Genomic DNA, 26,355 nt, shown 5'->3' on the forward strand with positions numbered 1-26,355 from the left:
CTCGGGCGTGTACTCGGCGCATGGCCCCGCAGCTGAAGCATCGCACGACCTTACGACGGCACTTCTCGCAGACAGCGCGCGATGTGCCTGCGAATCGGCATTCTCCTATTAGGCCGCACCTGGTGCAGGTGTCCACTGCGGCGGCGAGACGGCACGATGAGCAGAGTGGCTCCTTGTCGCGCCATGAAGCTACCGGGCGTAGTTTGTGACAGGAACTGCACGTGCGTAGCCTATCCGGCAGCGTACGAGCACAGGTCTGACATAGCGGTGAGCCGTCCGGGAGTCTGGAAGAGACCGGGGCAATCTTCTTGCATTTGCTGCAGCTCTGCGCCCGTGCCTTCGTGGCGCACGGTGTGCAGGTTCGGCCCTGACTCGTTCGGTTCGGGAGTGGCTTTTCCGTCCGGCACACTGCGCATAGGACGGGAGGTAGGTCAGGAGAGTGTTCTCGCAGCTCGAGGTACAGGCGACCGAGAGCGGGGGTGCCGCTGGCCGGGTTGCTCAGCAGGGCTATTGGGTCGGATGCGAGTTCGAGTGCTACCTGAAGCTGTTTGGCGACGTTCGGAGACGCCGCCTCCAGTGCTCGTTCGACCTCCGAAGCGGTCACAGTGAGTCCGGCAGTTTCCGTCGCGGTGACCGCGATCCTGGTGCGTCTGTCGCAGAGACTGCGCCAGCAGGGTCGGCAGTACGCCAATTCGCCCGAACGCCGCGCGTTGCGGACGCTGTTGCCGCACTCCGCACAGTCGAGAGTCGTGCGCGTAAGCGTCTGGGCACAGGAAGGACACATCCGCGCCGACGCAACGCTAACGAGCGAGCGCTTGGGCGTAGCAGAGCATCTCTCGCAGGCGGGCAGGCGAAAGTGTTGCTGCGACGGGTCCGCTTCCCACACGATTCTGTGTAGCGCGCGTGGCATGCGAACATCACCGCGGATGGGCATAGAGGGATCATCCGTCAATGCAGCGAGCAGGCGGCGCGCCTGTGAGGTGCTGGTCAACACCGCAGTAGTGGCTGCCGCCACTGCGTCTGTGAAGCTCGGCTCGGCGTCGGGCGTAAGGATTGCTATGACTTTTTGGACAAGTTCATCAAGTGGGTGCATCTGGGAGGATTTGGGCTCGTTTGGGCCGCGCGCCGCTGGCTCTCAAGGCCGACGACCCGCCGGGGACATCGGCGTTGAGGGCGGTTCCCGTGCGTACGGAAGGGGTGTTGGCGGCGACTGGGCGGATGAGGTCGTCCGCGCTGCACTTCAAGATGTCCATGAGAGCGACGAGCACGTGGAGGTTGAGCCGGTCGGGCTTCTCAGTGACGAGTCGGTAGACCTGGCTGTAGGACATGTCGACGTCCCGAGACTTGAGCGCCCTCTGGATGTCGGCCGCTTTGAAAAGGCGCGCGGAGTTCATCAGGTCACGTAGGCACCACTCGTACTCGATCACTCTCACGATTTAACCGTGTTCAGGCTCTCCTGTGACCTTTCGAATCGCGTCTCGCATCATGCTGTTCATAAAATCCGATGCGAGGTGCGTGTAGATCGCGGTCGTGGACGCGTAGGTATGGCCGAGTTGTTCCTGGATGAACTTTGCGTCGACCTTCTGCAGCGCGAGGCCTGTGGCATAGGAGTGACGGAGCGAGTGGGGGGTCAGCGAGGGGTCGAGGGACAGCTCGTCCCGATAGAACGCGAAGCGGTCAGCGATGTCACGCGGCTTCATTCGGGTGCCTCTCTCGGTGAGGAATATGGTGTTACCGGAGATCCCCGGCTTCGCGAGGAGCGGCCGCACCTCGCTGAGGTAGTCCTGTAACGCCTCGACAGCCCACTCGTAGAGGGTCGCGACTGTGCGACTCTTCGGACCGCTCCCCTGGGAACCTTTGCCCATCCGAACTTGGACAACGCCGATGTTGCCGAACTGCGGTTGTCTCGGGGATCGGAATAGGTCGGTGATCTCGAGGTGGCATGCCTCATTTGCCCTCAATCCCCATGCGAATATCACTTTAAAGAGAGTGGCGTCTCGGTATGCGAGCGTGGCGCCCTTCCTCTTCTCTGTTAGTCGAATGTCTACTTCCCGATCCGCTCGGTCAAAAAGCAGCTGTAACTCATCCGACGAGAGTCCACGACGCCTGGGGTCGCCATCCACTCCCGGAGTGTGCCGAATGGAGTTCTCTTCGTGCACGATCTGGACCGGGTGCGTGCCAAATCGGTCCTCGCACTCCTCGACCCACGCGTAGTGAGGCGACAACAAGTACTCGCAGAAACCACGGATCGAGTATTGATAGTTGCGGCGCGTGGACAACGCTAGCCCCCGCGCTTCCAGTTCCGACGCCCACTCGTCGAACATCCGCGACGACCAGTTCCAAGGCCACTCGTCTACGAACTCTTGAAACGCGCACACCTGCGACTGGCTGCGAGCTACGAACGCCTTCCGGAGGCCGCGGCCGCCACGCATCTGAGCCCCCCACCCCGCGACCATGCCCGCGAAAACTGTCTCCCGCTCGTGTAGAAACTCCACCCCGGGGGTCAGGTGCAGCTTCGCTGAACCGGGGGGCAACTCGTTCGCGGCCATGAGACTCCTTCCGTTTAACGGTTCAATCATGCGTTAAGCGGAAGATTTTCGCAAGAGTGTCCATCCGACGCGGTTCGGGACGTGGCTCACAGTGCAAAGATGTAGGCTGGATGCACCTCGAAGCGCCGGAATTTCTTTCTTTTAAAGGAACTTCGCTCGCTCCAGGTTGTAGATGCAGAACCATCCGACTCCCCACGCGGCGATCAGCAGCCAGTGGCGGCGCTCCGGGAGCCGGATGCCGTGCCGCAGCGCGATGATCGTCAGCACGAGGGTGCCCACGGCCATGCGCAGCAGCGCCAAGGCCCCGGGGTCGTAGTGCGGCCCAGCGCCACGGATCCCGATGAAGGCCGAGGCCCAGAGCACCACCGTCACCGCTGCCGCGAGCAGGACCAGGGCGCCGCGCGATCGCGCCGGCGAGCCCTGCGGGTCGAGCCGCTCCGATGCCCTGATGTCCTGTCGCACCGTCCGATCCTGGCACCGGCCGCCGACATCGGCGATGCGCGGAAGCGACAGCCGTCGTCGCATTCCCGCCAGCGTCGCCGCGGGGCACTGCTAACGTCGAAGAGCAGCCACTGTCCGGGCAGGTCGAGCGTTCCGCTCCCACCGGGGAAGAACTGTCCTCCTCTCCCGGATACGGCTGCGCCCGATACATGACGGAAGAGTTTGAGGACGATACGTGACGAACAGTGAACGAGTAGCGATCATCGGCGCCGGCCCCTCGGGGATGGCGCAGCTGCGGGCCTTCGAATCCGCAGCCCGTGCGGGGGCGGAGATCCCCGAACTGGTCTGCTTCGAGAAGCAGGCCGACTGGGGCGGCCAGTGGAACTACACCTGGCGCACCGGGCTGGACGAGTACGGCGAGCCCGTGCACTCCAGCATGTACCGCAACCTGTGGTCGAACGGCCCGAAGGAGGCCCTGGAGTTCGCCGACTACACCTTCGACGAGCACTTCGGACGGCCGATCTCGTCGTACCCGCCGCGTCCGGTGCTGTGGGACTACATCGCCGGGCGCCTCGCGAAGACGCAGGTGCGCGACCTCATCCGCTTCGAGACCGCGGTGCGCTGGGTGGAGTTCGACGAGGACCGTGAGGTGTTCCGTCTCACCAGCGAGCACCTGCCGACCGGGCGCACGACCACGGAGGAGTTCGACCGGGTGGTCGTGGCCAGCGGGCACTTCTCCTTCCCGAACGTGCCGCACTTCGACGGCATCGAGACCTTCCCCGGATCCGTCGCCCACGCGCACGACTTCCGGGGCGCGGAGGCCCTCGTCGGGCGGGACGTGCTCGTCATCGGGTCGAGCTACTCGGCGGAGGACATCGGCAGCCAGGCCTTCAAGATGGGCGCCCGCTCGGTCACCGCGAGCTACCGGACCGCGCCGATGGGCTACGACTGGCCGGAGGGCTTCGAGGAGCGCCCGTGCGTCGAGCGCTTCGAGGGCCGTACCGTGCACTTCGCCGACGGCACCTCGAAGGAGGTCGACGCGGTCATCCTCTGCACCGGCTACCTGCACAAGTACCCGTTCCTGCCCGCGGAGCTCGCCCTGTCCTCGCCGAACAACGTCTACCCCGACGGGCTGTACCGGGGCGTGCTCTGGCAGGGCAACCCGCGCCTCGCCTACCTCGGCGCGCAGGACCAGTGGTTCACGTTCAACATGTTCGACGCGCAGGCGTGGTTCGTGCGCGATGTCATCCTGGGCCGGATCGCCCTGCCCGACGAGGGCGAGCGCGCCGCGTCCATCGCCGCGTGGCGGAAGCGGTTCGCGGAGATCGACTCGGCGGCGACGGAGATCCGCTTCCAGGCCGACTACATCCGCGACCTGCTGGAGTGCACGGACTATCCGGCGTTCGACCTCGATCGCGTCGTGGAGATCTTCCTCGCCTGGAAGCACGACAAGAAGGCCGACATCATGGGCTACCGCGATCGCGTGTACCCCTCGGTCATGACCGGGACGCTCGCCGCCGCACACCACACCCCGTGGCTGGACGAGCTCGACGACTCCCTCGAACGCTATCTCGAGGCCGACGCGCTCCTCGTCTGATCGCCGACCCACCCCCTTCCGGCCGTCCCACCCCTTTTCGCACGTTCGCGAGGGGGTGGGGCGCACGGGAAGGGGTGGGTCACGGCCGGGCCCGACGCCGCCCGATCCCCACGACGAGCGCGGCCGTGGCGAGGATGATCGCGGCGATGAGGAGCACCCAGAGGGCGACGCCGCCGTAGCCGCCGTTCAGCGCGGGATCGAGGAAGGGGTACGGGTACCACCACGGGTTCCCGGTCGCGGGTGCGGTCACGAGGTTCGCGCGGAGCAGGGTGTAGACGACCCACACGATCGGGAAGATCGCGGCGATCCCCACGGTGCCCCAGCCGAGCGCCCGACGACGCGGCGCGAACAGCACGTCGGCGAGCAGGACGAGCGGGATGACGACGTGCAGCACCTCGTTCGACCAGGCGACCGTGGCCCCCTGCGGCAGCGCGATCCCCCGGAGCAGCGTGTTGTAGACGACGCCCGTGACGATCATGTAGGTGCTCGCGCACACGAGCAGCGTTGCCAGCCACGTCGGCTCGACTCTGGCGTCGCGGTGCGTCAGCCCCCAGATCCCGCCGACGGCCAGCACCACCGCGGCCAGCACGTTGGAGAGGATCGTGAAGAAGCTGAAGAAGTTCGCGAAGACGGTGGGCAGGTGCGCGCCCCACGCGGTGTCCGCGGCGAGGGCGATCTCCAGCGTGCGCACGAGCTGCGCGACGATCGCCGCCACCGCGAGCGCCGCCGCCGAGAGTCGGACATAGGGCCACCACCGCGTCATCGCCACCTCCGTCGCCACTGTAGCGGCCCCCCGCGCCGTCCCCGTTACGCGCTCGACCCCGCGCCCCTCCCGGCACGATGCGGGACCGAAAAGGTGCCTCCGCGGCCCCGGGAAGGTGCGTGTTCCGTCCCGTATCGGCCTTCCCGGGGGCTGTCCGAGGCCTGCCGATAGGATGGGAGCGCCCGAAGAGGGCCAGCTCATCGGCCGGTGCAAACCCGGCGAAAGCCAAGGGGTTACCCATGCCAGGAATCGTTATCGTCGGCGTGCAGTGGGGCGACGAAGGAAAGGGCAAGGCCACCGATCTGCTCGGTGAGCGCACCGACTGGGTGGTGAAGTTCAACGGCGGCAACAACGCCGGGCACACCGTCGTCGTGGGCGATGAGAAGTACGCCCTGCACCTGCTGCCCTCCGGCATCCTGTCGCCCGGCGTGAACCCGGTCATCGGCAACGGCGTGGTCATCGACCTCGAGGTGCTCTTCTCCGAGCTGGAGGCCCTGTCCGCCCGCGGTATCGACGTCTCGCGGCTCAAGGTCAGCGCCAACGCGCACATCATCACCCAGTACCACCGCACACTCGACAAGGTCACCGAGCGCTTCCTCGGCAAGCGCAACATCGGCACCACCGGCCGCGGCATCGGTCCGGCCTACGCCGACAAGATCAACCGCGTGGGCATCCGCGTGCAGGACCTCTTCGACGAGAACATCCTGCGCCAGAAGGTCGAGGGCGCCCTCGACCAGAAGAACCACCTCCTGGTGAAGGTCTTCAACCGCCGCGCCGTCACCTGCGACGAGATCGTCGACGACCTGCTCTCCTACGCCGAGCGTCTGCGCCCGATGGTCGCCGACACGGGCTACCTCATCGACCAGGCCCTGAACCGCGGCGAGGTCGTCGTGTTCGAGGGCGGCCAGGCCACGATGCTCGACATCGACCACGGCACCTACCCGTTCGTCACCTCGTCCTCGGCCACGGCCGGCGGCGCCTCGACCGGCTCCGGGGTCGGCCCCGGCGCCCTCGACCGCATCGTGGGCATCGTCAAGGCCTACACGACCCGCGTCGGCTCCGGTCCGTTCCCGACCGAGCTGTTCGACGAGCAGGGCGAGTGGCTGCGCAAGCAGGGCTTCGAGTTCGGCACCACGACCGGGCGTCCGCGCCGCGTGGGCTGGTACGACGCCCCCATCACGCGGTACGCCACGCGCATCAACGGCATCACCGACCTCGTGCTCACGAAGCTCGACATCCTCACCGGGCTCGAGAAGATCCCGGTGTGCGTGGCCTACGACGTGGACGGGGAGCGGTTCGACGAGGTGCCGGTGAACCAGACCGACTTCCACCACGCGAAGCCGATCCTGGAGTACTTCCCCGGGTGGAGCGAGGACATCTCGACCGCGCGCACCTTCGAGGACCTTCCGCAGACGGCGCAGGACTACGTGCTCGCGCTGGAGGAGATGAGCAACACGCGCATCTCGGTGATCGGCGTCGGTCCGGAGCGCGATCAGGTGATCGTGCGTCACGACCTCCTCGACTGACCGGCATGACGCGGTTCTGGCTCGGGGGCTACGGCCCGGCGATGGAGGGCTCCGCCGAGGGGATCGGCGTGCTGGCGGGCGACGAGGGCCGTGAGGCCACGACGCTCGCCTACCGCGGACCCGTGACGCAGACGCCGTCGCCGTCGTGGCTCGCGACGCATCCGTCCCTCGACGTCGTGTACGCGGCGTTGGAGGGCGACGCCGCCGTGCAGGCGTTCGCGCGCACGGGGGAGCTGGCGCTGACGCCGCTCGGCGATCCGGTGGCGACGGGGGACGGCGTCTGTCATCTCGCGGTGTCGCCGAACGGCCAGACGCTCGTCGCCAGCTGCTACGGCGACGGGCGGGTCGTCCGTTTCGGACTCGCCGCGGATGGTCGTCTCGTGCCGGCGAAGGAGGATGCGGCGGCAGCCCTGCGTGCCGCCCTCTTCGGCGACGGCGACCCGGATGCGGCCCCCGCCACGCCCGCCGGGGACGGCATCGCGGCGGTCGACCCGTACGGCGCCACGGGCCGCGCATCTCACGCGCACGCCGCCGCCTTCCTGCCGGACGGCCGCGTGGCGACGACCGACCTCGGCTTCGATCTCGTCCGGTTCTGGCGCCTGCAGGGCCCCGGGCTCGTCCTCGACCAGGAGGTCGTGCTCCCGCGCGGCACCGGTCCGCGCCACATGGTCGTGCATCCGAGCGGTCACCTGCATGTCGTGACCGAGTACTCCTGCGAGGTCTTCACGCTCGCGGCCGCCGCCGACGGCACCTGGGGTGTCGTCTCCTCGGCTCCGGCCAGCCCCATCGCGCAGGTCGGCGTGGACTTCCCCGCCGAGCTCACCCGCTCCAAGGACGGTCAGTTCCTCTACACCGCCCTCCGTGGCAGCAACACCATCGCGGCGCTGCGGGTGCGCGGCAGCGGCGAGGCCCTGGAGCCGGTCGCGCTCGCCGACTCCGGAGTCGACTGGCCGCGACACCACCTCGTCTACCAGGGCAAGCTCCTCGTCGCCGGTCAGCGCTCCGACACCGTCACGCTGCTCGACCTCGACGAGCGGACGGGAGCACCGCTCGGAGTCCGGCACGAGGCGCAGGCTCCCGCGCCGACGAGCATCCTCCCGCTCCGCTGACTCCTTTCCGGACCTGCGTCCATCCGGGACTTGACCTCAACCATTCTTGAGGTTCTAGCGTCGTCCTCATGACGACCGAGACCGGGCGCACCGCGCCGTCCACGCCCGCCCCGTCCCGCATCCTCGGCGGCGAGTACGTCTGGATCACGATCGGCGCGTGCGCCCTCGTGTTCCTCGGCGCCTTCGAATCGCTGGCGGTCACCACGGTGATGCCGGCGGTCAGCGCCGACCTCGACGGCGAGCGGCTGTACGCGCTGGCCTTCGCCGGACCGCTCGCGACGAGCGTGATCGGCATGGTGGTCGCCGGCAACTGGTCCGATCGGCGGGGCCCCGTGGCGCCGCTATACGCGTCCGTCGCCCTGTTCACCGTGGGACTGCTCGTCGCGGGGCTCGCGCCGACCATGGAGGTCCTCGTCGCGGGACGCTTCGCGCAGGGGCTCGGCAACGGCGGACTCATGGTGGCTCTCTACGTCGTGGTCGCCCGGGTGTACCCGACGTCCCTGCATCCGGCGATCTTCGCGGGGTTCGCCGCCGCGTGGGTCATCCCCTCGCTGATCGGTCCGACGATCGCGGGTGCGGTCACGGAGGTATGGAGCTGGCACTGGGTCTTCCTCGGGGTCGTGGTGCTCGTCGTGCTCGCGCTGCTGATGGTCGTCCCGGCCCTCCGCGGCCTCGCGCGCAGCGGAGACGCCACCACGCCGTGGGCTCTCGGACGGCTGGGGTGGTCGGTGCTCGCCGCCTCCGCCGTGCTCGCCCTCGACCTCGTGGGCGAGGTCCCGGTCGCCGGGCCGTTCCTGTCGGCGGCCGCGGTGGTGATCGCGATCGCGGCGGTGCGCCCGCTCCTTCCGCGGGGCGCGCTCATCGCCCGCCGGGGCCTGCCGTCGGTGATCCTGGTGCGCGGTCTCGGGGCGGCGGCGTTCTTCGGGGCGCAGATCTACCTGCCGTACCTGCTCACCGATCGGTACCTGCTGTCGCCGACCCTCGCCGGGCTCGCGCTGACCGGGGGTGCGCTCGCCTGGTCGGCGGCGGCGACCGTCCAGGGGCGGATGGGCGAGCGCCTGTCGAGCGTGACCGCGGTGCGGGTGGGGACGGTCCTCGTGGTCATCGGGATCGCCTTGATCCTGGCGATCACGGTCACGCAGGCCACCCCGCTGCTCGCCGCCCTCGCCTGGGTCGTCGCGGGTGCGGGCATGGGGTTGATGAGCCCGCGATCCAGTGCGCTCGTCCTCGCGATGTCCTCCCCGGCGGAGCAGGGGTTCAACAGCGGGGCGATGACCGTGGCCGACTCCTTCGGAAGCGCGCTCGCCCTCGCCGTCACGGGCTCGCTCTTCGTCACGCTCGGGCCATTGCCGGAGTGGATGCGTTCGCGGGAGTGTTCGCGCTCGCCGCGGTGATCGGTGCGGCGGCGGCCGTCCTCGCCCCGCGGACCAGGAGTGTGGAGCCCGCTGCGGAGTGATTTGCGCGGGATGTGCGGGCGCCCCTACCCTGGTGAACGGTGTTCAGGTGAACACCGTTCAGGAAGGGACACCCGATGGCATCCACCCCCCGCGACACCTCCGCGACCCTCGGCCGCGTCGCTGTCTTCGCCGCGCTCATCATCGTGCTCGGCACGGTCGTCGTCCCGCTGCCCGGTGGGGTGCCCATCACCGGACAGACGCTCGCCGTCATGCTGGCCGGTCTCGTCCTCGGCCCCCGGGTCGCACCGTGGTCGGTCGCCCTCGTCCTCGTGCTCGCGGCGGTCGGTCTTCCCGTCCTCGCGGGCGGACGCGGAGGTCTCGGGGTCTTCGTCGGCCCCACGGCCGGGTACCTGCTCGGCTGGATCGCGGGCGTCGTCGTCATCGGACTCCTGATGCGCACCGGCCGCCCGACCTGGTGGCGTACCGCGCTCGCGGCCCTCGTCGGCGGTGTGCTCGTCGTCTACGCCTTCGGCATCCCCGTCCAGGCCCTCGTCACCGGCGTTCCCCTCGACCTCACGGCCCTCTCGACCCTGGCCTTCCTCCCGGGCGACCTCATCAAGGTGACCGCGGCGACCCTCATCGTCGTGGCCCTCCGTCGCGCCTATCCCCGGGCCTTCGCCGACACGCGTCCCGCGCGCCCCGCCGTCGTCGCCTGACCCCAGTACGGTCCCGGACGGTCCCGTCGGCACCGTCCGTCCCGTCGACTCCGTCTGTCCCGTCGACTCCGTCGGTCCTGTTGCGGATGCACGACCAGGACACGGCTGCCGGCGGATCGCCCCGTCCCGGTCGTGCATCCGTCCCGAGGTCGTGCATCCGGAACGTCTGCCCGACCCTTCTGACCCGACCCTTCTGACCGGACCCTTCTGACCGGACCCTTCTGACCCGACCTCTCTGACGGGACCCCGAAGAACGACTCGGCTGGGATCGAACCACCCCCGGGCTGGTCCGGGCAGTCCCGGTCGTTCAGGTTTCGGATGCACGACCGGGGCACGGCCGCCGGCGGATCGTCCCATCCGAGTCGTGCGGCCGTCTCCAGGTCGTGCATCCGGAGCGTCGGAATCAGGAACGTCGGAATCGGAAACGTCGGCGGAAGGAACGTCGTGCATCCAGGTCGTGCACCCGGAACATCGGAACCGGGAACCGAACGGGAAGGACGGGCATATCGGCGGACGGGAACAACTCACCCGTGACTCGACGTTCCTCATGAGCGAGACTGGGCCACGGACCGCCGCGGCCACGAGAGGGGCGAGCATGACTGCTGCCGACAAGACCGACGAATACGACCTCATCGTGCTGGGCGGTGGTCCGGTCGGGGAGAACGTGGCGGACCGTGCCGTGCAGGGCGGTCTCACAGCGATCATCGTGGAGAGCGAGCTCGTCGGCGGGGAGTGCTCGTACTGGGCGTGCATGCCGTCGAAGGCGCTGCTCCGCTCGGCCCAGGCGCTCCGTGCCGCGCAGCACGTCGCCGGCGCCGCGCAGGCCGTGACCGGATCCCTCGACGTGCGCGCGGTGTTCGAGCGTCGCGACTCCTTCACGAGCAACTGGTCCGACGACGGGCAGGTGAAGTGGCTGGAGTCCGCCCACATCGACCTCGCCCGGGGGCACGGCCGGCTGACCGGCGAGCGCGAGGTGACGGTGACCGACCAGGACGGCGGCACCCGGGTGCTGCGCGCGCGCCACACGGTCGCCATCAGCACCGGTTCGGATGCGGTCATCCCGCCGATCGAGGGTCTGCGGGAGGCCTCGCCCTGGACGAGCCGCGAGGCGACCAGCGCCGAGGAGCTGCCCGACAGTCTCGCGGTCATCGGCGGCGGCGTGGTCGCGGTCGAGATGGCCACCGCGTACGCCGCGCTCGGCTCGTCGGTGACGCTGCTGGCGCGCAGCGGGCTGCTGGGCGGGATGGAGCCCTTCGCCGGAGAGCGGGTGGCCGACGGCCTGCGTGAGCTCGGCGTCGACGTCCGCACCGACACAGGTACGACGGCGGTGCACCGCGACGGTGAGCGGGTCACGATCACCCTCGACAACGGCGAGACGGTGACCGCGGCGGAGGTGCTCGTCGCGACCGGACGCTCTCCCCGCAGCGCCGACATCGGGCTCGAGGCGGTCGGGCTCGAGCCGGGCCGCTGGATCGAGACGGACGACACCCTCCGCGTCCCCGGGCATGACTGGCTCTACGCCGTCGGCGACGTCAACGGCCGCGTGCTGCTGACCCACCAGGGCAAGTACCAGGCGCGCGCCGCGGGCGACGTCATCGTCGCGCGGGCGAAGGGCGACGCGGTGGACGACGCACCCTGGGGCCGTCACGTCGCCACGGCCGACCACGCCGCGGTGCCCCAGGTCACCTTCTCGATCCCGGAGGTCGGGTCCGTCGGGCTCACCGAGGCGGCGGCGAAGGACGCCGGCACCGCCGTCCGCGTCGTCGACTACGACCTCGGGTGGGTGGCGGGCGCGAGCCTGTACGAGGACGGCTTCGCCGGGCAGGCGCGCCTGGTCGTCGACTCCGACCGCGACGTCGTGATCGGTGCGACGTTCGTCGGCCCCGAGGTCGCCGAGCTCGTGCAGGCCGCGACCATCGCGATCGTCGGCGAGGTCCCGATCGCCCGACTCTGGCACGCCGTGCCCTCCTACCCCACGATCAGCGAGATCTGGCTGCGGCTGCTGGAGGGCTACGGCCGCGACTCGGCCTGATCCGGGCAATCCGATCCCGGTCGCGTGACGAACAGAACGCGCATTGTGTCCCAGATTGACGACCACGCGCGCAACCCCGTGCCGGATGTCGCACCCGTCTTATACGCTCGAACCCACATCCGAGGAGGCAGGACCATGAAGGCTGTACTCGCAGGAAACGTCATCGCCGAGGCCGACCAGGACGACCTCATCCGCATCGAGGGGAACTGGTACTTCCCGCCGGCAGCCGTCGCGCCGGACGTCCTCGTCGAGAGCCCCACGCCGTACACCTGTCCGTGGAAGGGCGAGTGCCAGTACTACTCCGTCCAGGTCGACGGAGAGCTGCACAAGGATCTCGCGTGGTCGTACCCGCACCCGTACCCGTCGGCGTTCGACCGGGTCGGCAAGGACTTCTCCGGCTACGTCGCCTTCGCCCCGGGCGTCGAGGTCTCGGTCTAGTCCCACACGACCCACGACCGCACGTCCGCACGACCGTCGGAGAGACACCCTCATGATCGAGTTCCGCAACGTCACGAAGCGCTTCCCCGACGGAACGCTCGCCGTAGACGACTTCAGCCTCGTGCTGCCCTCCCGCAAGACCACCGTGTTCGTCGGCTCGTCCGGCTGCGGCAAGACCACCCTGCTGCGGATGATCAACCGCATGGTGGAGCCGACGTCGGGAGAGGTCGAGATCGACGGGGAGAGCGTGCTCTCGGGCGACCCGGTCGCCCTGCGCCGGCGCATCGGCTATGTGATGCAGAACTCCGGGCTCATGCCGCACTTCACCGTCATCGACAACGTGGCCACCGTGCTGCGGCTGAACGGAGTGAAGCGCGCGCAGGCGCACGAGCGTGCTCGCGAGCTGCTCACGACCGTCGGCCTCGACCAGGCGCTCGCCGACCGGTACCCGAGTCAGTTGTCGGGTGGTCAGCAGCAGCGTGTCGGGGTGGCCCGCGGGCTCGCCGCCGATCCGAATATCCTCCTCATGGACGAGCCGTTCGGTGCGGTCGACCCCATCGTCCGCGCCGACCTCCAGCAGGAGACCCTGCGGCTGCAGCACGAGCTCGACAAGACTGTCGTGTTCGTCACGCACGACATCGACGAGGCCTTCCTCCTCGGCGACCAGGTCGTCATCCTCGACAAGGGCGCCCGGATCGTGCAGGTCGGCAGCCCCAGCGAGATCATCGAGAACCCGGCCGACGACTTCGTCTCCTCCTTCATCGGGGCCGACCGAGGCCGCCGCGCGCTGCACCTCAAGCAGACCCCTCGGGGGACCGTGGTCGTCGACTCCGAGGGCCGCACGCAGGGGGCGATCGTCGATGCGCCGGAGGGCGTGGTCGACGGAGCCGACACGGTGAAGGCGGCCCCGTGAACTGGGTCGGCGACAACCTCGGGCTGATCCTCGAGCTCACCGCGGTGCACCTGCAGCAGAGCGCGATCGCGATCGTGCTCGGTTTCGTGCTGGCGCTCCCGCTGGGGTGGGTGGCCTGGCGCTATCAGCTCGTGAAGGGTCCGGTCATCGTCCTCACCGGGCTGCTCTACACGATCCCCTCTCTCGCCCTCCTCATCCTGCTGCCGTCGGTGGCGGGCTACCCGGCGCGCAGCCCGGCCAACCTCGTCATCGGCCTGACGATCTACGCGATCGCGATCCTCGTCCGCGCGGTGTCCGACGGCCTGGACTCGGTCGACCCCGCGATCCGACAGTCGGCGGTCGCGATGGGCTACGGCGGGTTCCGCCGCTTCTGGACGGTCGACTTCCCGCTCGCCGGGCCGGTCATCCTCGCGGGCCTTCGAGTGGCGGCGGTGAGCACCATCTCGCTCGCGACGGTCGGCATCCTCGTCGGCGTCACGAACCTCGGCTACCTGTTCACGAACGGCCTCCAGCGCCGCATCCTCGCCGAGGTCTTCACCGGCATCGTCGCCGTCGTCGTCATCGCCCTGGTCATCGACCTCCTGCTGGTCCTCCTCGGGCGGGCTCTCATGCCGTGGACGCGGGCGGCGGCCACCCCTGCCGCTGCGCGGCGGACGATCACGTTGAGGACGGCCGCATGAACGTGTTCACCGAGGCCTTCGCCTGGCTGTTCTCTCCCGACCGCTGGGTCGGGACGTACTCGCTCCCCGTCCTGTTCGGCCAGCACGTCTTCTACACGGTGGTCTCCGTGCTGATCGCCGCGGTGATCGCCGTACCGCTCGGCTGGCTCATCGGGCACACCGGGAAGGGGCGGGAGATCGCGGTCGCCGTCTCCGGAGCGGCCCGCGCGATCCCGTCCTTCGGCCTCATGGTGCTGCTGGTGCTCCTGCTCGGGGTGCTGCGCACGCCCCTCGCGGCGATCATCACCTTCGTCGTCCTGGCGATCCCGTCCCTGCTGGCCGGCGCCTACACGGGCCTGGAGGCGGTCGATCGCCGCACCATCGACGCGGCGCGGGCGATGGGGATGACCGGCTGGCAGGTGTTCTGGAAGGTCGAGGTGCCGCTCGGCATGCCGCTGCTGGTCGGCGGCCTCCGCTCGGCCCTGCTGCAGGTCATCGCCACGGTGACGATCGCGGCCTACGTGAACCTCGGCGGCCTCGGCTGGCCGATCATCCAGGGCATCCCGCTCCGCCGCTTCGACCAGGTGCTCGGCGGCGCGATCCTCGTCGCGGTGCTCGCGCTCCTCGTCGACCTCCTGCTCGCGCTCGCCCAGCACGCCGCGGTGCCCCGCGGTGTGCGCACCCGTCCGCAACGCCGCCGCGCTCGGGCGACCGCCCCCGCGGCCGCACCCGCCTGAACCACAGCATCGTCCCCCAGAGAAGAGGAAGTCCATGTTCACTGCACGAAAGTCCCGCCTCGCCCTTGCCGGCGGCGTCGCGCTCGCCGCCGCCCTCGCCCTCTCCGGCTGCGCCAACAGCAACCCGCTGGACGCGCCCACCGACGACGCCGGCGACGGTGGCGGCAGCGACACCATCGTCATCGGTTCGCAGGCCTACTACTCGAACGAGATCATCGCCGAGATCTACGCGCAGGCGCTCGAGGCCGCCGACTTCGACGTCGACCGTCAGTTCAGCATCGGCCAGCGCGACGCCTACATGCCGGACGTCGAGTCCGGGGCGATCGACCTCTTCCCGGAGTACACGGGCAACCTGCTCGAGTACCTGGACAAGGATGCGACCGCCACGAGCCCGGACGACGTCTACGCGGCCCTGAAGGACGCGCTCCCGGACGGCCTCACCGCGCTCGACTACGCCGAAGCCTCCGACCAGGACACCTACACGGTGCTCAAGAGCTTCGCCGAGGAGAACGACCTCACCTCGATCGCCGACCTCGCGGACGTCACCACCCCGGTCACGATCGGCGCGGCTCCGGAGTTCGAGCAGCGTCCGTACGGTCCCGCCGCGGCCAAGGAGGTCTACGGCGTCGACCTGGCGTTCTCGGCCACCGGTCCCACGACGCTGGAGTCGCTGCTCGCCGGCGAGATCCAGGTCGCGGACATCTACTCGGCCGACCCGGCCTTCCAGACCGAGGACATCGTGGCGCTGGAAGACCCGGAGAACATCATCCTGGCCTCGAACGTCGTCCCCATCGCGTCCAGCGACGTGGCCGACGAGATCGCCGACGTCATCAACGGCATCAGCGCCAAGCTGACCGCCGAGGAGCTCGTCGCCCTCAACGTGCAGAGCACGGTCGACCAGAAGTCGGCGGAGGACATCGCGAAGCAGTGGCTCACGGACAACGACCTCATCTGAGTCGTCTCCCCGCGAAGCGCCCGGCCCTCAGGGGTCGGGCGCTTCGTCGTTCTCGACCGCCGCGTGCACAGCTTCGGAGATCTCGCCCGACACGCCGCGGAGGACCCTGGGCTCACGGCGTGTCGCCTCGGATCTCCGAAGTTGTGCAGGGGTGGGGTCAGGTGCGGGAGTCCTGCTTCGGCACGACCACCTGCTTGACGATGATGAGGATCGAGGCGGTGACGGGCACGGCCACGAGGGCGCCGAGCAGACCGAGGAGCGTGCCGCCGGCGAGGGCGCCGATGACGACGAGCGAGCCCGGCACGGCCACCGCCTTGTTCATGACCCGGGGGGTGAGCACGTACGCCTCGATCTGCATGTAGACGAGGTAGATCGCGGCGAAGACCAGCGCGGCGATCGGGTTCGTGAACAGCGCGAGGATGGTGCCGATCATCCAGAACAGCACGGAGCCGACGAGCGGGATGAGTGTGACGCAGAAGGCGATCGCGGCCATGAGCGGCGGGAACGGCAGGCCGAGCACGGTGTAGAGGATGAGGGCGAGGGTCGCGTTGCAGAACGCGAGGACGACCATCCCCATCACGTAGCCGCCGACCGAATCGGTGATCTGCTGGGAGATGTCGCCGGCGCGGTCGCGGTCGCGGGCCGGGACGAGACGCAGCATCCCCTGGCGCATGGCCGGCAGGGTCGCGAGGAAGTACAGCGTCAGCACGAGCACCACGATCGCGCCCGAGATCCCGCTCGCGATGGACGCGCCCACCTGGAGCGCCCCGCCGCCGATCGTCGCGAGGTTGCCGAAGTCGGAGAGGAACTTCTGCACCTCCGACACGAGGTCCTGGAACTGGTCACCGAACTGGTTGTTGAGGGTGGCGTAGAGGTCGGACTTCGTGAAGTCCTGGATCATGCCGGGGACCGACTTCACGAACCCCGCGATCTGATCGACGACGATGGGCACGATCATCCAGAGGACGAGGGCCACGACGACGATGAGAGCGAGGATCGTCACCACGACGGAGAGCGCGCGGGAGATACCGCGGCGTTCGAGGAAGCGGACGGCCGGGTCGAGGCCGAGCGCGGCGAACAGGGCGAGCGCGATGTAGATGAGGACGGTGGAGAGGTTGTAGAGCGCGCTGCCGATCACGATCGCCCCGAGGCCTCCGAGGGTCACGAGGAACCCGAAGACGAACGGCCGATCGATCCGCGTCCAGAACGAGCGGCTGGGCGTGGTCGGCTCGATCACCACGGGGACGGACGGCTTCGCGGCGGCATCGGGCGCCTCCACCGCGGCTCCGACCAGCGCGGCGTCGACGGGGGCGGGGACGGAGTCCGGGGCGGGACCGCCCTGGCCGTCGTGCGGAGCGGAGGCCGGCGACTGGTCGTTGCTCATGAGCACACGATAGCGGTGCCCCTCGTCGGAGGCCGGGTGATCCGCGGCTCTAGAGTAGGGGCATGACTGCCGCTGAGGATCCGAAGGCCGAACTGCTCCGGCTGCGTGCGAGCATCGACAACATCGACGCGGCCCTGATCTTCCTGCTCGCGGAGCGGTTCCGCGCCACACAGCAGGTGGGCCACCTCAAGGCCGAGCACGCGATGCCGCCGTCCGACCCGAACCGTGAGGAGCAGCAGGTCGCCCGGCTCCGCGCGCTCGCGGAGGACGCCCACCTCGACCCGGAGTTCGCGGAGAAGTGGTTCAACTTCGTCGTGGCCGAGGTCATCCGCCACCACACCGAGGCCGCCGAGGGGCGCTGAGCCCGAGCGTCAGGCCCCGCGCTCGGCGAGCAGCCGGTCGCGCACCTCGCGCCGCAGCACCTTGCCGATGAGCGACCGGGGGAGGTCGTCGACGGCGGTGATCCGGCGCGGCACCTTGTAGGCGGTCAGGTGGGTGCGGCAGAAGTCGCGGAGCCCGTCCATGTCCGCCGCCGCGCCCTCGCGGAGCACCACTGCCGCGGCGACCTCCTCGCCGCCGCTCGCCCGAGGGAGCCCCACGACGGCGGCGGCGACGACGTCCGGGTGGGCTTCCAGCGCGCTCTCCACCTCGCTGGGCGCGACGTTGAAGCCGCCGGTGATGATGAGCTCCTTCCGGCGGTCGACGATGGTGACGAACCCGTCGGGAGAGACCTCGGCGATGTCGCCGGTGCGGAGCCAGCCGTCCGGCAACAGCGTCTCAGCCGTATCGCCGGGGCGCCCCCAGTACCCCTGGAAGACCTGCGGTCCGCGCAGCAGCAGCTCACCGGGCTCGCCCGTGGGCACGTCGACATTGGGGTCGTCGGGGTCGACGACACGGATCTCCGTGCTCGGGAACGGGACGCCGACGGTGCCGGGGCGCCGCGTCGGACCCATCGGGTTGCCGAGCGCGACAGGGGAGGCCTCGGTCATCCCGTACCCCTCGACGAGCAGTCCCCCGGTGGCCTCCTCCCAGCGTCGCACCGTCGCCACGGGGAGGCTCATGGCCCCGGAGATCGCGAACCGCACCGTCGAGAGGTCGACTGTGCCGCGGCCGGCCGCGCGGGCCAGCTGGTCGTAGATGGGCGGGACGGCGGGGAGGAAGGTCGGCGGGCTCGTGCGGGCGGCGTCCGTGACCAGGCTCACATCGAAGGCCGGGAACAGCACCACCTTCGCCCCGATGCTCAACGCGAACGTGAGGCACAGGGTGAGTCCGTAGGCGTGGAAGAGCGGAAGCACGGCGTAGAAGGTCTCCTCGCCGTCGCGGAGTCCTGGCACCCAGGCCCGCCCCTGCATCGCGTTGGCCCGCAGATTCGCGTGGGTGAGGATGGCGCCCTTGGGGATCCCGGTCGTCCCGCTCGTGTACTGCAGGACGGCGGTGTCGCCCAGCGACGGCCCGGGGGTGCGGCGGGGGAGCCGCCGGTGCGACACGAGCTTCTTCCACGGCGTCAGGTGCCGCGCGCGGGGCGTGCCGGTCAGCTTCGCCCGCGATGCCCGGGCCTTCGGGACGGGGAGTCGCAGCAGGAGGCGCTTCGACAGGGGCATCGCCGCCGTGAGGTCGACGCTCACGATGTGGCCGACCCGGAGGTCGTCGGGGAACCCCGCGACGGTGTCGGCGACCTTGTCCCACACGATCGCGACGCGGGCCCCGTGGTCCTCGAACTGGTGGCGCAGCTCCCGCGCGGTGTAGAGCGGGTTGTGCTCGACGACGATCGCGCCGAGGCGCAGGACCGCGTAGAACGCGACGACGTGCTGCGGGCAGTTCGGCAGCACCAGCGCCACCCGGTCGCCCTTCGTGACCCCGAGGTGGCGGAGTCCCTCCGCGGCGCGGTCGATCTGCTCGCCGAGCTCCCGGTAGGTGGTCACGGCACCGAAGAACTCGAGGGCGGGGCGGCGCGCATACCGCCGGATGCCGGCGGCCAGCATCTGCGGCAGGGTCTGCGTCGGCTCGTCGATGTCGGCCGGCACGCCCTCGGCATATGAGCGGAGCCAGGGACGGGAAGACAGCGGCGCGTCGGTCATGCCCTCATCTTCCGACACGGACCTGTGCTCCGCCTCCCCCTTGCGCTCACCACCGTTCGGCGTGCAGTCACCCGTCCGCGAGGACGCTCATGACGATGGCGTCGACCCACTCGCCGTCCCAGCGCAGCGCCTCCCGACGCCGGCCCTCGACGACGAACCCGGCCTTCTCGTAGGCGCGCTGCGCCCGCGGGTTGAACGCGTACACCTCGAGCTCCACGCGATGCAGTCCCACGGTGTCGAAGGCGTGCCGGATGACCGCGCGCGTCGCCTCGGTCCCGTATCCGGCGCCGAACCACCGCGGGCCGGCGAGGGCGATGCGGAAACCGGCCGAGCCGTTGTCCTCGTCCAGGTCGCTGAGGACCACCTCGCCGATGTGCGCGCCGTCGTCGCGACGGAGGATCGCCCAATCCGCCCGGTCGTCCCGGTCGGCGAGCGACCGGAGCCAGGTCTCGACGCCCTCGCGGGTGAAGCGCGCGTGGGTGCCGGTCAGCCGCAGCACCTCGGGCTCCTGCAGGGCCGCCCAGGTGCCGTCGAGATGCTCCGGTCCGAGCGGCACGAGGTCCAGCCGCTCGGTGGTCAGGGTGGGGACGGGAGTGAGGGAGAGCGCCATCAGACGGGGAGCACCCGCCCCGAGACGATGCCCTCGACCGCGCGCACGTACGCTTGGCCGACCTCGTCGTCGGTGACAGGGCGGTGGCCGGGGAAGGTCGAGAAGTACCCGGGGGAGTTCGCCAGCACGTCGGGGGAGACCGCATTGATGCGGATCCCCCGCGGGGCCTCGGCCGCCGCCGTGATCACGAACGACTCCAGGGCGCCGTTGGCCATCGCCGCCGCCGCTCCCGTCGCGATCGGCTCCCGCGCGAGCACGCCGCTGGTGAGGGTGATGGAGCCGCCGTCGGTCACGTGGTCGAGGGCGACCCGCACGACGTCGAGCTGCGCGAGGGTCTTCCCGGTGAAGGCGGCGAGATAGTCGTCGCGGTCGAGATCGGTGAGCGGCTTGAAGGGCACGGAGCCCACGGCGACCACGACGGCGTCGACCGGGCCGACCCGCTCGAAGAGGCTGCGGATGGAGGCGGGGTCGGTCACGTCCACGTTCTGCTCGCCGGAGCGGGACGCCCGCACGACCTCGTGTCCCCGCACGTCGAGGGTGGCGGCGACCACCCCGCCGATGCTGCCGGTCGCGCCGATCACGAGTACCTTCATGCGGATTCCCTCCCAGGACGGATCGAGACGACGGACGGCCGCCTCGCGGGATCGAGTCTCCCATCCCTTCCGGGCGGGAGGGGACGGATGACGGGCGCGTCCGTCAGCGCGGGCTGAACTCGGCGGCCACCACGCGGGTCGCCGCGCCCAGCAGGACGGCGTCGTCGAGCGCGCTCGGCACCACGGTCGGTCCGAGGGAGGGGTGCGAGGCGGCACGGACCGCGGCGGCCGTCGCGTCCACGAACTCCGGGGAGACGATCCCGTCCGGACCGCTCAGGACGATCGTGGGCAGGTCGACGGCGGCGGCGATGACCGAGAGCGACGTGCCGAGCCGGGCGCCGGCGGCGGTGAGCACCGTCGCGTGGTCTGCGCCCGGCGTCTCCAGGCGCCGGGCGATCGCGGGAGCCGCGGCCCACGCGTGGACGCAGCCGTCGCGGCCGCACAGGCACAGCTCACCGGGGTCGCCACCCGCACCGACGTGCGCGAGCTCGCGGGCGCCGATGGAGCGTTCCACCGGGGCGCCGTCGTCGCCGACGACGCGGATCGCGGTGCCGATGCGGGTGCCGATGCGGACGAGCAGGAAGTCGGTGCCGACGGAGCCGAACCGCTGCGCGGCGTCGGCCACGAGATCGGCGTCGTCGAACAGGTGGACGGGCGCGTCGAGGACGTCCGCGAGTCGAGGGCCGAGACCGAGCAGCGCGGAGGAGCCGGTGGGCACGCCGATGCCGATGCCGAGCGCGGGACCGTCGGCGAGGGCCCGCAGCTCGGCGACGAGACCGGCGATGGCGGCGGCGGCGTCCGGGGTGCGCGGCCGGCGGAGGCGGTGCGCGATGCGGCCGTCCGGCGAGGCCAGTGCGCCGACGATGTCGTCGGGTGCGGAGAGGTCGAGTGCGATGACCTGGACGGCACGCTGGTCGAACTCGAGCATCACGGCGGGCTTCCCCGGCCGGGACTCCTGGCTGGGTCCGCTCTCCCGGATCACACCGTCGGCGAGCAGGTCGCGCACGACCTCGGAGACGGTGGGGCGGGCGAGGCCGGTGAGCCGGGACAGATCGGCGCGACTCAGGGCGGACTGCTCCATGAGGGTGCGGAGGACGAGGGCGCGGTTCCGCTCCCGGATACCGCGGGCGTGACCGTTGCCCGGTGGCTGCGCGGCTCGTGCCCGATCCGCGGGGCGCTCTAGGATCTGGGGGTAGCGCACGATGCTCCTCCCGATCGACGCTCGGGCTGACTAAGTTCAATGAATAAACTAACGGACCGAGCGTACGGAGCGGTACGCGCGCTGTCAATCGACGGACCTCGGCCCCGAGAAGGAACCCGCAGATGTTCACCCACGACGACGCGCTGGACACCCAGGCGGCGGTTCGGCGAGCGAACCTGCGACGGGCGCTCCAGCTCGTCTTCCAGGCCTCCGGTTCGCAGACCCGCGCCGGCATCGCGCGGGCGACCGGCCTCACGGCGGCGACCGCGTCGTCCCTCGTCGCCGAGCTCATCGAGAACCGCTTGATCGCGGAGGGTGAGCAGGCGGTGAGCACGGGGGGCAAGCGCGCGACCACGCTCAGCATCGACGCGGAGCACCACCTGATCCTCGTGCTCGTCGTGCAGCCGACCAGCGCGTACCTGGCGCTCGTCGCCCTCGACGGCTCCGAGGTCGAACGACGCAGCATCTCCTACACGATGCAGACCCGGGACCGGGTCCTCGACGAGACGGTCGCGGAGGTCGTCGCCGCAACCGGGTCGCGGCTGCTCGCGGTCGGTGTGCAGGTCCCGGGGACGACGGACGGGCGCACCGTGCTGGAGAGCGTGCAACTGGAGTGGCACGAGGTGCCGCTGGCGGAGCGCTTCGAGAGCATCGCGGGCGTCCCGGTCCTCCTCGTCAACGACGTCGACGCCGAGGCCATCGCGGAGGCCGGGCTGGACGCCGCCCCCTCGGGCTACCGCCTGTTCATCCACAGCGGCGGGGGCATCGGCGCCGCGGTCACCCTCGACGGGGAGCTCGCGCCCGGACCCCGCGACCGTGCCGGGGAGATCGGGCACGTGCAGGTGGTGTTCGGCGATGCCGCCCGCCCGTGCCGCTGCGGGCGGCGCGGCTGCCTGGAGTCGGCGGCCGCGATGGGACCGATGCTCGGCGAGGAGTTCTCGGACGCCCTGGACGCGTCGGCGGTCCGTGCCCTCGTCGCCCGGGCGGATCAGACGCTGATCGACGACGGGGCGCGGGCGCTGGCCCGCGCCATCAAGCTCATCGGGGCGCTGCTCGATCCGATCGAGGTCGTCATCGGCGGCCCCGCGACGGAGCTCGGCCCCCGGTTCCTGGAGCGGGTGCGGGCCGAGAGCGGCTACCCCGCGCGCGGCACCGCTGACATCCCGATCCGGTACGCCGACCCGCGCGTGGCCCCCTCCGCCGGCCCCGCGCAGGCCGCCCTCACCGCCGTCCTCGGCGTGCGATGGAACCCCGAGCAGCTCCGCGCCGGCGGCCCCCGCCCCTGATCCCGCCCCCGACCCGCCCCTGACCACTCCCGTCGGATGTTCCGGCGGCACGATCCGGGTACGGGCGCACGACCGGATCCGCCCGGAACCCCTGCCCGCGCGCCGCGGTCGTGCAGGGGCGCCGGACGGGAACCCGGGGGACGGGAACCGGGACGGGCTACTTCACGCTGCCGGCGGTGAGGCCGCCGACGAGACGCTTCTCGATGAGCATGAAGAGGATGATGACGGGCAGGATCGCGACGATCGAGACGCCGAACACGTACTGCCAGCTCGTCTCGTACTGACCGACGAACTTCGTGAGCGCGACCGACAGCGGCTGGTTCTTGTCCGTCGACAGGATCACCAGCGAGGCGGCGAACTCGTTCCAGCAGGCCACGAACGTGAACACGATCGCGGTGACGATGCCCGGCCAGACGAGCGGGAGGTTGATCCGGAACAGGACCGTCAGGCGCCCGGCGCCGTCGATCTGCGCCGCCTCGTCGACCTCCTTGGGGATGCCGGCGAAGAACGAGTGCATGATCCACACGGCGAACGACAGGTTGAAGGCCGCGTTGATGAAGATCATCGCGGTCCAGGTGTCGCCGAGGCCGAGGACGGTGAACTGCCGGAACAGGCCCGACGTGAGCACCGCCGGCTGCAGCATCTGCGTCACGATCACGAGGAACAGGAACACCATGCGGCCGGGGAACCGGAACCGGGCCGTGTAGTACGCCGCCGGGAGCGACACGAGCAGCACCAGGAGCGTCGCGAACACGGAGATGACGATGGTCGAGACGAGGTTGTACGGCAGCGGCGTCTCGGGCGTCGACCACATCGTGAGGTAGTTCTCCCAGTGCCACTCCACCGGGAGGTAGGTCGGGTCGACCGAGCGGATCTGCGCCTTCGTCTTCACCGATCCGAAGAACATGATGAGGTACGGCAGCACGAAGATGGCGAGCACGAGGAACCCGGCGGCGGTGCGCAGGATCACCCGGGGCAGCGTCACCTGATCCGCGGTGTAGCGGCGCCGGCGGCCGGGGATCGGCGGGGTGCGTCGTCCGCGGGAGTCGGCGGTGGTCACGAGGGCGGTCTCGGTCACGGTCATGATCAGACCTCCTTCATGGGCTTGACGATCTTGACGTAGGCCGCGACGATCGCGATCACGATGAGGAAGGCCACGACCGACAGGGCGCTCGCGACGTCGACCTTCTTCTGCAGCTCGATGTACTTGAAGATGAGCGTCATGATCGTGTCGGCGCCGTAGCCCGGGATCGACCCGGTCATCACCTTGAGGATCGGCAGCGAGTTGAAGACGTTGATGATGTTGATGAGGATCGCCACGGCGAGGGCGCTCCGCAGCTGCGGCAGGACGATCGACCAGTAGGTGCGGGCCGCTCCGGCGCCGTCCATCTTGGCCGCCTCGATCGCGTCGGCGGGGACGGACTGCAGCCCCGCGAGGATCGTGTAGGTCGTGAAGGGCAGCGACACGAACACCGCGATGACGATCGACCAGGCGAACGCCGTCGTCGGGTTCTTCGTCCAGCCGTAGCCCACCGCGTCGTCGGAGAGCCCGATGTCGTAGAGGAACTTGTTGAAGACCCCGAAGTACGGCTCGAGGCTGTAGTAGAAGACCATCGTGGTCATCACCACGGACGCGGCCCACGGCACGATGACCGCCATCCGCACGAGCTGGCGCCCCGGGAACGCCTTGTTGAGGATCTGCGCGAGTCCGAGCGAGATGACGACCGTGAACAGCACGACCGACACGACCCACACGATCGTGCGGACGAAGATCGGCCAGAACTCCGGGAACGTGAAGACGGTCACGAAGTTGTCGAAGCCGACCGAGCCCTTGTCCAGGCCCGAGAGCGAGATGTCGCGGGTGGAGTTGAAGAACATGACGCCGGCGGGGAACAGCACCACGCCGATGATGAGCACCAGCGCGGGGGCGATCCACGGCAGCGCCTGCAGGAGGTCCCGCCCGCCGGGGCGACCGCGCACGGCCGTCCCGGCGTCCGGGGTGCGGGGGCGGCCGGTGGCCGCCCCCGCGAGGTTCGAGGATTCTGTCGTCTGGCTCATGGGGGATTCCCGAACCTCTCCGTTCCGCGGGTCAGCCCGCGTCCACCTGGTCCTGGATCTGCTTCAGCACATCGGCGGCCGGCTGATCCTGGATCTGTCCGAACAGCGACTTGAAGGCGCCGTCCGCTGCCGACCACTTCGGGTTGGTCGACGGGTAGAACTGCGCGTCGGGCAGCACGTCGAGGAACGGCTTGAGGGCCTCCTCGCCGGACAGCTCCTCGGCGCCGGACTTCGTGACGGGGAGGAAGCCCTCCGCCTGCACCCACGGCACGTAGACCTCGGGCGAGTAGAAGTAGTCGAGGAACTTCGTGATCGCCTCCTGCTTGTCGCCGTCGTTCTCGAACGCCATGAGCTGGTCCATGACGCCGAGGGTGAACGGCGAGCCGTCCTCGGTCGGGATCGGGACGATCGAGTAGTCGAGGTCCGGGTTGTTGTCGGCGATCTGGCCGACCGTCGGCGGCAGGCCGACCTGCATGCCGATCTTGCCCTGGATGAAGATGTCCATCAGCGGGGAGCGCTGCGTGGAGCCGGGGTCGGCCTGGGTCGCCCCGGCGTCGATCATCTTCTTGATCTGCTCGGCGCCGACGAGGTTCTCCGGGGTGTCGATGGTGATCTCCGACGCGTCGCCGAAGGATCCACCGCCGCCCCAGAGCCAGACGGCGGCCTCGGCCTGCGCCTCCTCCGAGCCGAGCGGCATGCCGTAGCCCGCGACACCGCCGCCGAGCCCGGACACCTTGGTCGCCGCGTCGAGCAGGGAGTCCCAGTCGGTCGGCGCCTCGACGCCCGCCTGGGACAGGAGGTCGTTGTTGACGAACAGGGCACGCGCGGAGGCGATCATCGGCAGGGCGTAGGCGGTGCCGTCGACCTCGGCGTTGGCGAGGAAGGAGTCCTGGAAGTCGGAGTAGACGTCGTCCGACACGACCTCCTCGACCGGGTAGAGCAGCTCGTCCTCGACGAAGCCCGCGAAGGGGCCGCCGTTGTAGATGTCGGGCGCCTCGCCGGCCTGGACCTTCGTGGAGATGACCTTCTCGAGGTTGTCCCACGACTGCACCTCGAGGTTGACGGTGATGTCGGGGTTGTCCTTCGTGAAACCGTCGATGACGTCTTCCCAGAGACCCTTCGTGGCGTCGGAGTAGCTGGGGACGAGCAGGTCGAGCGTGCTGGCGTCGTCGCCGCCGCCGCTGTCTCCTCCCGATCCACCGAAACCGCAGGATGCGAGCGACAGCGTGGCGACGGCCGCGACCGCTGCGGCCCCGTATCGCCGTGACTTGTTCATGGGCATTGCATTCCTCACTGTGGGTGCTGCTCCAGCG

The 26,355-nt window shown here is 69.9% G+C and carries 25 protein-coding genes; 13 read left to right on the forward strand and 12 right to left on the reverse strand.

What is annotated here, in order from left to right; translation table 11 throughout:
- Positions 1-1,079: 1,079 nt before the first annotated feature.
- From IZR02_RS00635 to IZR02_RS00645, 3 genes are all read right to left on the reverse strand, one after another.
- Positions 1,080-1,427 (reverse strand): helix-turn-helix domain-containing protein, encoded by a 348-nt coding sequence (locus IZR02_RS00635; RefSeq protein ID WP_231729555.1) that lies wholly within the window; start codon positions 1,425-1,427, stop codon positions 1,080-1,082.
- Between the two features lie 9 nt (positions 1,428-1,436).
- A complete protein-coding gene (locus IZR02_RS00640) occupies positions 1,437-2,549 on the reverse strand; it encodes a tyrosine-type recombinase/integrase (RefSeq protein ID WP_025104220.1) in 1,113 nt (370 codons plus the stop codon).
- 141 nt (positions 2,550-2,690) lie between these two features.
- On the reverse strand, positions 2,691-3,011 hold the full coding sequence (locus tag IZR02_RS00645; protein WP_231729556.1) for an EamA family transporter: 321 nt from the start codon (positions 3,009-3,011) through the stop codon (positions 2,691-2,693).
- Positions 3,012-3,225: 214 nt separating this feature from the next.
- Here IZR02_RS00645 and IZR02_RS00650 point away from each other — a divergent pair, with 214 nt between their 5' ends.
- The gene (locus tag IZR02_RS00650; protein WP_025104218.1) at positions 3,226-4,587 is read left to right on the forward strand and encodes an NAD(P)-binding domain-containing protein; all 1,362 of its coding nucleotides are present in this window, start codon (positions 3,226-3,228) and stop codon (positions 4,585-4,587) included.
- A gap of 79 nt (positions 4,588-4,666) precedes the next feature.
- Here IZR02_RS00650 and IZR02_RS00655 read toward each other — a convergent pair whose 3' ends face one another.
- A complete protein-coding gene (locus IZR02_RS00655) occupies positions 4,667-5,350 on the reverse strand; it encodes a Pr6Pr family membrane protein (RefSeq protein ID WP_029989539.1) in 684 nt (227 codons plus the stop codon).
- Positions 5,351-5,589: 239 nt separating this feature from the next.
- Here IZR02_RS00655 and IZR02_RS00660 point away from each other — a divergent pair, with 239 nt between their 5' ends.
- The 10 genes from IZR02_RS00660 to IZR02_RS00705 all read left to right on the forward strand — a co-directional run bounded on the left by IZR02_RS00660 (position 5,590) and on the right by IZR02_RS00705 (position 15,832).
- Positions 5,590-6,876 carry an adenylosuccinate synthase gene (locus tag IZR02_RS00660; protein ID WP_025104217.1) on the forward strand — a complete coding sequence of 429 codons (1,287 nt, stop codon included), beginning with the start codon at positions 5,590-5,592 and terminating at the stop codon, positions 6,874-6,876.
- Between the two features lie 5 nt (positions 6,877-6,881).
- Entirely contained in the window at positions 6,882-7,985 is a 1,104-nt protein-coding gene (locus tag IZR02_RS00665) for a lactonase family protein (protein WP_025104216.1), read from the forward strand.
- A 68-nt stretch (positions 7,986-8,053) separates the two neighbouring features.
- Complete coding sequence (locus IZR02_RS00670; RefSeq protein WP_367997124.1) at positions 8,054-9,379, forward strand: MFS transporter; 1,326 nt, start codon at positions 8,054-8,056, stop codon at positions 9,377-9,379.
- Between the two features lie 137 nt (positions 9,380-9,516).
- A complete protein-coding gene (locus IZR02_RS00675; RefSeq protein ID WP_025104214.1) occupies positions 9,517-10,098 on the forward strand; it encodes a biotin transporter BioY in 582 nt (193 codons plus the stop codon).
- Between the two features lie 595 nt (positions 10,099-10,693).
- Positions 10,694-12,130, forward strand: a complete 1,437-nt coding sequence (locus tag IZR02_RS00680; RefSeq protein WP_025104213.1) for a dihydrolipoyl dehydrogenase family protein — start codon at positions 10,694-10,696, stop codon at positions 12,128-12,130.
- 135 nt (positions 12,131-12,265) lie between these two features.
- Complete coding sequence (locus tag IZR02_RS00685; RefSeq protein WP_025104212.1) at positions 12,266-12,568, forward strand: DUF427 domain-containing protein; 303 nt, start codon at positions 12,266-12,268, stop codon at positions 12,566-12,568.
- A 52-nt stretch (positions 12,569-12,620) separates the two neighbouring features.
- On the forward strand, positions 12,621-13,481 hold the full coding sequence (locus IZR02_RS00690; protein WP_025104211.1) for an ABC transporter ATP-binding protein: 861 nt from the start codon (positions 12,621-12,623) through the stop codon (positions 13,479-13,481).
- The gene (locus tag IZR02_RS00695) at positions 13,478-14,161 is read left to right on the forward strand and encodes an ABC transporter permease (protein ID WP_025104210.1); all 684 of its coding nucleotides are present in this window, start codon (positions 13,478-13,480) and stop codon (positions 14,159-14,161) included. The genes IZR02_RS00690 and IZR02_RS00695 overlap by 4 nt, the downstream gene beginning before the upstream one ends.
- Positions 14,158-14,877, forward strand: a complete 720-nt coding sequence (locus IZR02_RS00700; protein WP_025104209.1) for an ABC transporter permease — start codon at positions 14,158-14,160, stop codon at positions 14,875-14,877. Before IZR02_RS00695 ends, IZR02_RS00700 begins: the two co-directional genes overlap by 4 nt.
- A gap of 34 nt (positions 14,878-14,911) precedes the next feature.
- Positions 14,912-15,832 carry an ABC transporter substrate-binding protein gene (locus IZR02_RS00705; RefSeq protein WP_025104208.1) on the forward strand — a complete coding sequence of 307 codons (921 nt, stop codon included), beginning with the start codon at positions 14,912-14,914 and terminating at the stop codon, positions 15,830-15,832.
- Positions 15,833-15,989: 157 nt separating this feature from the next.
- Here IZR02_RS00705 and IZR02_RS00710 read toward each other — a convergent pair whose 3' ends face one another.
- The gene (locus tag IZR02_RS00710; RefSeq protein WP_025104207.1) at positions 15,990-17,216 is read right to left on the reverse strand and encodes an AI-2E family transporter; all 1,227 of its coding nucleotides are present in this window, start codon (positions 17,214-17,216) and stop codon (positions 15,990-15,992) included.
- Between the two features lie 62 nt (positions 17,217-17,278).
- Here IZR02_RS00710 and IZR02_RS00715 point away from each other — a divergent pair, with 62 nt between their 5' ends.
- The gene (locus IZR02_RS00715) at positions 17,279-17,578 is read left to right on the forward strand and encodes a chorismate mutase (protein ID WP_025104206.1); all 300 of its coding nucleotides are present in this window, start codon (positions 17,279-17,281) and stop codon (positions 17,576-17,578) included.
- Positions 17,579-17,587: 9 nt separating this feature from the next.
- On the opposite strand, the gene IZR02_RS00720 is transcribed toward IZR02_RS00715, so the two are convergent.
- The 4 genes from IZR02_RS00720 to IZR02_RS00735 form a co-directional block, all read right to left on the reverse strand.
- The gene (locus IZR02_RS00720) at positions 17,588-19,294 is read right to left on the reverse strand and encodes a long-chain-fatty-acid--CoA ligase (protein ID WP_025104205.1); all 1,707 of its coding nucleotides are present in this window, start codon (positions 19,292-19,294) and stop codon (positions 17,588-17,590) included.
- A gap of 67 nt (positions 19,295-19,361) precedes the next feature.
- On the reverse strand, positions 19,362-19,904 hold the full coding sequence (locus tag IZR02_RS00725) for a GNAT family N-acetyltransferase (RefSeq protein WP_025104204.1): 543 nt from the start codon (positions 19,902-19,904) through the stop codon (positions 19,362-19,364).
- The gene (locus tag IZR02_RS00730) at positions 19,904-20,497 is read right to left on the reverse strand and encodes a short chain dehydrogenase (protein ID WP_025104203.1); all 594 of its coding nucleotides are present in this window, start codon (positions 20,495-20,497) and stop codon (positions 19,904-19,906) included. The genes IZR02_RS00725 and IZR02_RS00730 overlap by 1 nt, the downstream gene beginning before the upstream one ends.
- Before the next feature lie 103 nt (positions 20,498-20,600).
- Positions 20,601-21,698 carry an ROK family transcriptional regulator gene (locus IZR02_RS00735; protein ID WP_062766072.1) on the reverse strand — a complete coding sequence of 366 codons (1,098 nt, stop codon included), beginning with the start codon at positions 21,696-21,698 and terminating at the stop codon, positions 20,601-20,603.
- A 122-nt stretch (positions 21,699-21,820) separates the two neighbouring features.
- Here IZR02_RS00735 and IZR02_RS00740 point away from each other — a divergent pair, with 122 nt between their 5' ends.
- Positions 21,821-22,984: an ROK family protein gene (locus IZR02_RS00740; protein WP_025104201.1), complete on the forward strand. Its 1,164-nt coding sequence runs from the start codon at positions 21,821-21,823 to the stop codon at positions 22,982-22,984.
- 157 nt (positions 22,985-23,141) lie between these two features.
- Here the strand turns inward: IZR02_RS00740 and IZR02_RS00745 are convergent, their stop codons facing one another.
- The 3 genes from IZR02_RS00745 to IZR02_RS00755 are packed head-to-tail and all read right to left on the reverse strand — an operon-like array spanning position 23,142 to position 26,318.
- Positions 23,142-24,068, reverse strand: a complete 927-nt coding sequence (locus IZR02_RS00745) for a carbohydrate ABC transporter permease (protein WP_025104200.1) — start codon at positions 24,066-24,068, stop codon at positions 23,142-23,144.
- Positions 24,069-24,070: 2 nt separating this feature from the next.
- On the reverse strand, positions 24,071-25,042 hold the full coding sequence (locus IZR02_RS00750) for a carbohydrate ABC transporter permease (protein ID WP_025104199.1): 972 nt from the start codon (positions 25,040-25,042) through the stop codon (positions 24,071-24,073).
- 31 nt (positions 25,043-25,073) lie between these two features.
- Positions 25,074-26,318: an extracellular solute-binding protein gene (locus tag IZR02_RS00755; protein WP_025104198.1), complete on the reverse strand. Its 1,245-nt coding sequence runs from the start codon at positions 26,316-26,318 to the stop codon at positions 25,074-25,076.
- Positions 26,319-26,355 lie beyond the last annotated feature (37 nt).

It is taken from the genome of Microbacterium paraoxydans, from assembly GCF_019056515.1.
Lineage (GTDB): Bacteria > Actinomycetota > Actinomycetes > Actinomycetales > Microbacteriaceae > Microbacterium.